Consider the following 8,319-nt stretch of genomic DNA (forward strand, 5'->3'; position numbering starts at 1 on the left):
GACGACCGGGACGGTTCACAGCTCCAGGTCGAGCTCCTCGTCCGGTCCGTCCACGTCGGTCTCCAAAGCGTCGACGTCGACGCCGGTGTCGTCGAATTCCAGGTCCGGTCCGCTTGTGGCCACGACGGACGGTGTCGGGGTAGGGCTGGTTGCCGTGAGGGTGGCACGGGTGGCCGACAACTGCGCGGCCAGATCCACCAACCCTTGGCGCGACGGCGTAGCCGGCGGCGAGCTGGCTCGCCCGGCGAGCGCGTCGTTGAGCGCGACCCAGATGGTCTCCTGCCGGCTGCGGCTCGGGCGTGGTCCCAGCGCGTCGGCGGTGTTCACGTCGTACAGGTCGCGGTATACGGCTATGGCGCCGGCCAGCTCGTGGTGACGCTGGCGGCCGGCGTCACCCGTCGGGACGGCCCCGAGTTGGGCTGCCCAGGCGGGAGGGGCGGCCAGGACACCGGCGGCCAGCGACCGGGCGCGGGCCCGGATGGCGTCGGCGGAGGCACGGGCGTAGTCCACCAGTGGCCCGCCGCCGGACTCGGCGAGGATGCGCAGCGGTAGCCAGTCCGGCAGGCCCGGCTCGGGAGCGGCGACCCGGGTGCGGGTGGCGTAGCGCACCACCCGGTGGTACAGGGTGCGGGCCGGGTCGTCCACATCGTCGGCGAGGCCGCGCCCGCCGACGACGATCGGCAGGATCGCCTCCGCCCGGTAGCCGGCGCGCTCCAGCTCGGCGAGGGCGTGGCGCAGAGTCGCGTAGGCGGGGCTGGTCACCGCCGCCTCGGCGTGCTCGGCCGGCAAGAGCCGGCGCAGCAGGGCGGCGTATGCGTCGGCGCGGGTCAGGGACTGCGCGAAGTCCAGGGCCGGCACCAGGCCAGAGAGTCGGCCTGCCTTGTCCTGCTCGACGCGCATCGTCTGCACGGCCGACAGTTCGGCACCCTCGCGGGCGACCGCCTGAGCGAGGATCCTCATGCCGGTAGCCGGCTCGTCCGGAGGCGGATAGTCCCCGTCCAAGTCGAAAACGGTCGGGGTCTCGGCGTAGAACCGGTTGGAGTCCGCGCCGCGGGTGCCGGCGGTGTACAACTGCTCACGGGTCATGCCGTCGACCAGCAGACTGTGGCTGGTGTCGACGTCCATGCCCAGGGACCGGTTGACGGTCGTCGCGTAGCCGAGTTCGACGTGCGAGGCCACGTAGGCGGCTGGCAGCACCACCGCGCAGCCGGTTTCGCGGTGGCGAACCCGCATCCCGCCGCCGGCCAACAGCGCCTCGACGGTGAACAGCATGCCGTTGCGCACCCAGTCGCGGCGGCCGAACTTCAAACGCCGGTCGACGTGGCGAGCCACGATCCGGTCGCCGACCGAGGCGCGCATATCCGAGGCCAGGATGACCCCGCCGGGCTGCACGGACCCGGCGTCGATGAGGGCTTGGCGGGCGCGGGCGTTGAGGTCGCGGACGTCGGTGACGTGCACGGTCATCATCAACGATGCAAGCCCTGCCCGCTCGTCGGCCGCCCAGTTGGCGAACAGTCGTTCCTTGATCTGGTGTGCGGTGCCGGTGACGATCCTGTCGTTCTCCTGGTACAGGGCGACGACGGAGACGTCCCCGACCCGCATGCGCAGGCTCGCCTCGCGCTCCCACTCGTGGCGGAGCCGGAACACCGTCCGCAGGTGCACCAGAGCCCCGACGGAGTCCAGCAGCCTCAGCGCGCCGCCGGCCTCGATCGCCGACAGCTGCCGCCAGTCGCCGGTGAGCAGCAGCCGGCCACCGGCCTCGGTGACCTGGGCGCGCAGCTGGTCGAGTACCAGAGTGCCGGCGGTGCCCGCCTCGTCCACGATCACCAGCTGGCCGGGCCGCACGCTCCACTTGGCGTTCTCGGCCGCCAGCTCGTGCATCCGGGCGATGAGTTTGCGCCGCGACGCCGGCCGGCGGGTGCGGCCCAGGACCTGCTGCAGTTCGGCCAACCGGATCGCACGGCGGTCGCGGCCCTGGGTGGTCTCCCACTGCCACTTGGCGATGTTCTCCGCCTCCACGTTGGCCTTCTCCGCGAGCACCGCCGCGCCGTTGGAGTGCGGGGCCAGGCCGATGACCGGCAGGCCGCTGGCCCTCCAAGCGGCCACGACCTGGGTCAGGGTAGTGGTCTTGCCGGTGCCGGCCGGGCCGATCATCCCACCGAGCGCGGTGCCCTCCAACGCCAACCGGCGCACGGAAGCCACCTGGTCGGGTGCCAGGTGGGGCGCGGCGGCCAGGGCAGCGGCGACTGCGGCCGGGTGCGCGGCCGGACCCCGCGTGCGCGCGGCGGCCACCAGGCGGGCCTCGGCGTCCAGCACCACCCGGGCGGTGAACACCGGCGACGCCGGGGCCCGGAACACCGGCATGCCGTCGGCGCGCAGCAGCGCGGCCGGCGGATCGACGATCTCGGGCGGGGTCAGCTGCACGCTGCCGGCGACGGCGGCGTTGACCACCGCGTCGACCATCGACTCCCGCCCGGTGGCGCTGGCGGTGTGCAGGCCGCGGGTGGCGCGCTGGGCTTCTGCTTGCAGGTGGCGGATCGTCCAGCTTGAACGCCGGCCGATCACGGCTGCGAGCACCGCCTGGCCGAGTTCGCCGGTCTCCTGCGAGGTCAGGGCGTGCTCGGCGGTGACCGGCGCCCCGACCACGCTGGCCAGCAGGGGACCAGGCTCGGCCCCCAGGACGGCCAGGGCCGTGCGCGCCCACAGGTCCCGTTCTCCCTGCGCGGTGGAGCCGGGGTCCTTGTTCTTGCGGCCCGCGGTGGCCGCCTGCTGCCCGAGCTGGAGCTGGGTCGCCTTGTCCGGCATGCTCCCGTGCTTTTCCAGGTAGGCGGCCACCAGCCGGTCATAGCGGGCCTGGATGATCCGGCGGCGGGCGGAGAACACGTCCAGGAGGCGCTGGGGAATGCCCTTGATCTCGCGGATCGGCGCTACGTCGGTGTTCGGGCGCGCCTCGAATTCCACGCCTAGCGCGGCGCGTAGCTTGTCTTCGAGCAGTGAGTTGTACCGTTCGCTGGCGGCGACCACCGCCCGGTACAGGGTGGCCCCGTCCAACGCCAGCCACCGGTCGCCCTCCCGGGTCTGGACACGGTTGGCCAGCACGACGTGGGTGTGCAGGTCGGGCTCGCCGGCGCGAGATGTGCGGTGCGTGAAGCTGGCAGCGAGCACGCCGTGGACGTCGACGTAGGCGATCCCGGCCCGGCCTTCCCGGGCGACGGCGACATCCTTCTCGATCCAGGCGACCACATCGGCGATGGCCTCGTGGTGCGCGGCCTCCACCGCCTCCCGGGTCGCGTCGTCCCCGAGACCCCACAAGACACTGACGCTCTTGACGGGGCTGAAGACCAGGCCATAACCGGCGGCGGCCTGCTTCTGGCCGCGTTCCTTCTCCTCGGCCGTGATGGCTTCGGCCTGCTCCGGGGTGGCGGGGTTACCGGCCCGCTCGAGCGCGGCGAGCCGGTCGGCGACCCGTTCGGTGACGGTGCGGTACACCGGATAGGGCCTGCCCAGGGCCAGCTTCTTCTCGACCTGGCGGCGCAGGCGGGCCCCGAGCCTGGGGGTGTAGGCACTCGGTCCGCCGGCTTCTGCCAGCAGCTGGTCGAACGTCGGCTTGAACAGCGCGTTGTACTCGGGGTGGCGTGCCAACCCGAACAGATTGAACAGCTGGGGCTCCGTCACCTCGCCGGACAGGCCGATGTGGTCGGCGCCGGCGCCCATCCACTGGCCGGGCGGGTTGCCGGAGACCTGGTAGTAGGACTCCAGCAACTGCACCGGGCCGCGCACGCCAGGGGCCGCGGTGGTGGTGCGGGTCTCGTCCGCCCTGGCCACTTGGGCCGTGAGATAGCGGTAGCCGTTGCCGGCCGGCAGCACCGCGATCGTCATGGCCATGATCCAGTGTGCGTCAAGATCACGGCCGATGCCACAAGAGTGCAAGAGGTGTAATGGGACCGAGAGAGCGGGATGGAAGGGGAGACGGTGAGCGGAGGGGCAGTGAGCGGGGAGAAGGTGAGGTGAGCGGGGGCTGGGAGGTGAGGTGAGGCGGGCGGGGATGCGGGAAGGGACGGGGCGTGGGGCGAGGGTGAAGGGGACGGCGCTGGGTCGCAACGTGGAGGGAAGGCGCGCGCCTCGCTACGGTCGGAGCATGGCCACTCCGAGACGAGAGCAGCAGCAGGCGGCCCGCAAGCGTGCGGGCGAGAAGGTGTCCGGGCTCCTGGGCGCGGTCGCTGAGACCGTGGCACAGGTGAACCTGTCCACCGACGAAATCGCGAACCTCTCCGACGAACTGTCCGCCGCGCGAGAGCGGCGGGTGACCGGTCTCGGCGCGCTGCTGAGGCTGGGCCTGGATCGGGAGACTGTCGCCGAGCTGTGCGAGCTGCCGGTGGAGGAGGTGCCGGGTCCGCAGGGCGCGGCGCGCGCTCGTCGCCAACCACCGAGGGAACAGCCGACGGCGGCCTGAGCCACGCGCGCGCCTTGACTCGCCAACTCCTCCTTGGATTCGCTGTCACCTGGGCGGGAGTTCGTGGCGGTGAGGCCCGGCGGCCTGGTGGTGACGGCGGCGCAGCGTGTCCCGCTGGGGCACGGCACTAGCGCGACCGGTGCGACCTCGTTCCGGGCGGCGCTTGCGTCGTCCGGGTCTGGGGGGTCTGGGGCAGGCTGCCCCAGGAAAGGTCTTCCAATCTCCGGGTCCAGGGCCGGAGGTCCTGGTCGGGGTCCGGGGGCGAGCCCCCGGGAACGGCGCGGGAGTGGCGGCGGGAGTTCGGGTGGTGGGACGTGGCTGTGCCCCGGAAGCGAGGCATCCGGGGCACGATTCGTTCGGTGCTACGGCTGGGCCGGCGTGAGGGCCTCGATGATGTCGTAATACCCAGTGATCAGGCGAACGTCCGGGGACTTGAGGATCTGGTTGGTGCCGAGCGACTGCGCGGAGGAGACGGGACCGGGAACGGCCATCTGCACCCGGCGCAGGCTGCCGGCATGGTGGTGGGTGAGCGCGCTGGTGCTGCGCTGACCGGCCTCGACAAGAACGGTTCCCCGGGTGAGTGCGGCCAGTAGCTGGGTGCGGTCCTGGAACAGGGCGCGCGTCGGCTGGGTGCCGGGCTTGTACGGAGTGACCGTCACGCCGTGGGCGGTGATGGCGTCCAACAGGGGCGCGTGGGCCAGAGGATAGTGGCGGTCGATGCCGAACGCGAGTACCGCCATGGTGGGCACGGCCTGCGTGCTCGCGCCGAGCGCGCCCCGGTGCGCTGCGGCGTCGATGCCGTAGGCGGCCCCGGCGGCGACGGTCCAGCCTTGTTCGGTGACGTCGGCGGCGAGCTGCTCGGCGACGTGCTGACCGTAGGCGGTGGCGGCGCGGGCCCCTGTGATGGCGACGGAGCGGGCGCTGATCGAGTTGAGGTCGTAGGCACCCTTGGTCCACAGGCACCAGGGCTGGGCGTTGTCGGGCAGGTCTGCGACTGCCTGCGGCCATCCCTCGTCGTCGGGGGTGATCAGCAGGGCGTCTAGGTGGTCGGCGTAGTCCTGGGCGTCGTTGCCTTTCTGGCGGGCCTGGGCGGCGGTGAGCTGCGTCGGCCAGCCGGCGGGAAGGCTGAACGTGTCGGGGTGGGTGATGATCCGGTCCAGGACTTCGGCCGGGGTGAGCCGGGTCGGGAGGGTGCCGGGGTACGGCATGGGGTGCGCGCCGAGGACGGCGAGTGCGATTCGGGCTTCACGGTCGGTGGTCATGGCGGGCTCCTGCGGGGTGTCGGGTCGACTGGTGGGTGTGTTCGGGGTGTCAGGGCCCGCGCCCCAGGGGGTGCCCAGGGCGCGGGCTGGTGTGGCTACAGGGGGGTCAGTCCCCAGGCGTCACGTTCGGCGACCATCTCGGCGAGCAGCGCGCGGGCCGTCCGCTCGGCGGTGGTGAGATCGGTGGCGTGGTGCGCGAGCCGATCGCGCGCGGGGCGGCGGTCGTAAGACTCGGTGTTGTGGTTGTAGACCGCGCCTGACGGCTCGATGACGAACCACCGGTCTCCGTCAACGCGCGTGACCAGCAGGTGCAGGGACCTGTCGTAGCGGGGGTCGTCGCGGTGGACGGTGTTGCCGTCGAACCGGTAGGCGTGGCAGCGCAGTTCGAGTTCGTCAGTTGTCAGTGGCGGGGGGAGTTGCATCCTGGCTCCTGCGGGGTGTCGGGTCTGCCGGCGGGTGTTCGGGGATCAGGGCCCGCGCCCCGGTGGTCCGGGGCGCGGGCGGGTCCGGTCCTACATCTGGCTGCGGATCAGGTCGTACATCTGCTCCCGCCAGTCCGAGCAGTCCGAGCAGTAGCCGTCCCAGTCGTCGGGGAGGTTCTCGCAGTGGAGCGTGCGGCACCGGTGCGGAGGGGTGACGCGGTTGGCCAGGGTGATCCAGTCCTGAAGCGGGCGGATCAGCAGCAGCTCGACGACGGTCAGCAGCGGCCGGCGGCACATGTCGCAGCAGCGGCCGGTGAGGTTGTCGGACGCGTTCGGCCACAGGACAGCGGCGTCCTCGGCGCAGATGGCCTGGCAGTTGGTGGTGGGCGGGAACGGCGCGCAGGTCCGGCAGTAGAAGACGCCGAAGACGGCGTAGCCGACCCAGGTGCGGCGAGGCTGGCCGGGGGTGATGACGAACAGCATGGTGTCCTCCGTGGTCGGTGTGGCGGATGCCTGGCGGAGGAGTGCCAACCCCTCCGCCTTGCTGGTTTAATTCTACATGCCTAAATGGGGAGGGGCAAGCCCGGGACGACGGGGATGGCGTCCCGGGCTTGCCGGCTCAGTCGGCCAGCCTGGCCGTGTAGCGCGTGTCCGCCCAGGCGAGCGCGTCGGCGCGGTCCTCGTAGATGGCCACCTGGTCAAGCACGCCGGTGCCGTAGGTGTCGCGCGCGACGATCGCGATCGGGCCGGCCTGCGGGTCGGTGAGTCGATGGACCGTGAATGCGGTGGTGAACGCCGAGTTGGTCTCGTCGCCGGTGCTCACGACGCTTCGCGGCTGGGTGCGCCAGGTGCGCCCGGCGCGGGCGGTGGCGAACGGCTCGACCAGCTCGACGGGCAGGGCGCGCCCGAGTTCCTGGGCGAAGTCGCGGAGGTGGGCTTCAAGGAGTGGCAGGCGGTCGCCGGTCCGGTTGGCAAGCCAAGCGTCGGAGTTGACCTGGGTGGCCGTGCTGGTGGTGGTCGGTGCGCTCATGGGGGCCTCCTGGGCTGGTGTGGCGGGCCGGCGGGAGAGGTGCCAACCCCTCCCGCCGTACTCGTTTAATTCTACATGCCTAAGTCTCGGAGGTCAAGACCTAGGATCCGATTTCGTGGGTCTCGCATTCGCGCTCCAGGTTCGGCTCGGCGCTGTCGAGGATCGCACCCAGGTCGTCGCCGCGCTCCAGGTCCTGCCAGCACTGCCGGCACTGCGGGTCGGCCGGGCAGGGAACCCGCATCTGGAAGAACTCGTTTCCGGGCTCGGCGATGTCGTAGCGGAACTGGATGCGGTCGGGGCCCTCGCCGATCGCGCCGTACCGCCATCGGGCCGCGAGGTCCTCGCGGTACTCGGCCTCCCATTCGATGTGCGGAGCGATGGTCGCGCCGAGCAGGTCCTGGGCGCGCCGGTGCGCGAGCGTCCAACTCGGGGTCTCGGTGTAGGGCAGCAGGTCGACGATCTGGCGCGGCGTAAGGGCCTGTCCGGTATCGGGCGTGGTGTCCATCGTGTTCCTTCGCTCGGGTCTAGTTGTCGGTGGTGACGGCGTGGCCGGCCTTGGCGGCCAGGTGCTCCAGGGCCTCGGCGGGCGAGGCGAACCGGCGGCGGTGGTCGGTGAGCGACACCTGGAAAACGTCGCTAGTGTCGATGGCCCAGCGGCCGGCGCTGGTCCGGGTGGCCGCGACCGCGCACATGTCGCCGGTCCATGCGCGCACCTCGTCGGCGTCCTGTTCGGCGTAGGGGTCGCCGTCGATGGTGAGACCGGCGGCGCAGTGCTGCCAGCGCACCGCGATGGTGGCCTGGTGCTCGCGGTGGTCGTGAATGGTGACCTCGTGCCCGAGCTGGTCGCGGATGCTCTCCCAGCGCGCGGCCGTCACGGTCGCCTTCACGGCGTCGAGGTTCGCGCCAATCGCGGTGGTGTAGACGATGGTGGCGCGCTCGTCGCTGGCGGGGTAGAGGTAGACGTCGTCGTCGTAGGCGACGAGGGTGAGGTCCGCGGTGATGGTCGGTGCGCTCATGGGGGCCTCCTGGACTGGTGTGGCGGTCGGGGGGGGGGGGGGGGGGGGGCCCCCACCCGATTTTTTTTTATAAAAATACATAGGGTTTTTTGTAAAGGCAATAAATGGGGCGGGGCGGGGGGCCCCGCGGCCCGGC

At 71.7% G+C, this 8,319-nt stretch carries 8 protein-coding genes; 1 reads left to right on the plus strand and 7 read right to left on the minus strand.

Going from position 1 to position 8,319, the window contains the following annotated elements:
* Positions 1 to 15 precede the first annotated feature (15 nt).
* Entirely contained in the window at positions 16 to 3,885 is a 3,870-nt protein-coding gene (mobF, locus tag AB0M43_RS37805; protein WP_363732301.1) for a MobF family relaxase, read from the minus strand.
* 253 nt (positions 3,886 to 4,138) lie between these two features.
* Between mobF and AB0M43_RS37810 the strand changes: the two genes are divergently transcribed.
* Positions 4,139 to 4,453 carry a hypothetical protein gene (locus tag AB0M43_RS37810; protein ID WP_363732304.1) on the plus strand — a complete coding sequence of 105 codons (315 nt, stop codon included), beginning with the start codon at positions 4,139 to 4,141 and terminating at the stop codon, positions 4,451 to 4,453.
* 362 nt (positions 4,454 to 4,815) lie between these two features.
* Here AB0M43_RS37810 and AB0M43_RS37815 read toward each other — a convergent pair whose 3' ends face one another.
* The 6 genes from AB0M43_RS37815 to AB0M43_RS37840 form a co-directional block, all read right to left on the minus strand.
* Positions 4,816 to 5,715 (minus strand): DNA-processing protein DprA, encoded by a 900-nt coding sequence (locus AB0M43_RS37815; RefSeq protein WP_363732307.1) that lies wholly within the window; start codon positions 5,713 to 5,715, stop codon positions 4,816 to 4,818.
* 95 nt (positions 5,716 to 5,810) lie between these two features.
* Positions 5,811 to 6,137, minus strand: coding sequence for a hypothetical protein (locus AB0M43_RS37820; RefSeq protein ID WP_363732310.1), 327 nt, complete (start codon positions 6,135 to 6,137; stop codon positions 5,811 to 5,813).
* A gap of 90 nt (positions 6,138 to 6,227) precedes the next feature.
* Entirely contained in the window at positions 6,228 to 6,620 is a 393-nt protein-coding gene (locus AB0M43_RS37825) for a hypothetical protein (RefSeq protein ID WP_363732312.1), read from the minus strand.
* Positions 6,621 to 6,756: 136 nt separating this feature from the next.
* Positions 6,757 to 7,167, minus strand: coding sequence for a hypothetical protein (locus tag AB0M43_RS37830; protein WP_363732315.1), 411 nt, complete (start codon positions 7,165 to 7,167; stop codon positions 6,757 to 6,759).
* A 100-nt stretch (positions 7,168 to 7,267) separates the two neighbouring features.
* Positions 7,268 to 7,672, minus strand: coding sequence for a hypothetical protein (locus AB0M43_RS37835; RefSeq protein ID WP_363732317.1), 405 nt, complete (start codon positions 7,670 to 7,672; stop codon positions 7,268 to 7,270).
* 19 nt (positions 7,673 to 7,691) lie between these two features.
* Positions 7,692 to 8,183 (minus strand): hypothetical protein, encoded by a 492-nt coding sequence (locus AB0M43_RS37840; RefSeq protein ID WP_363732318.1) that lies wholly within the window; start codon positions 8,181 to 8,183, stop codon positions 7,692 to 7,694.
* Positions 8,184 to 8,319 lie beyond the last annotated feature (136 nt).

The sequence above is a fragment of the Longispora sp. NPDC051575 genome (assembly GCF_040681875.1).
Lineage (GTDB): Bacteria > Actinomycetota > Actinomycetes > Mycobacteriales > Micromonosporaceae > Longispora.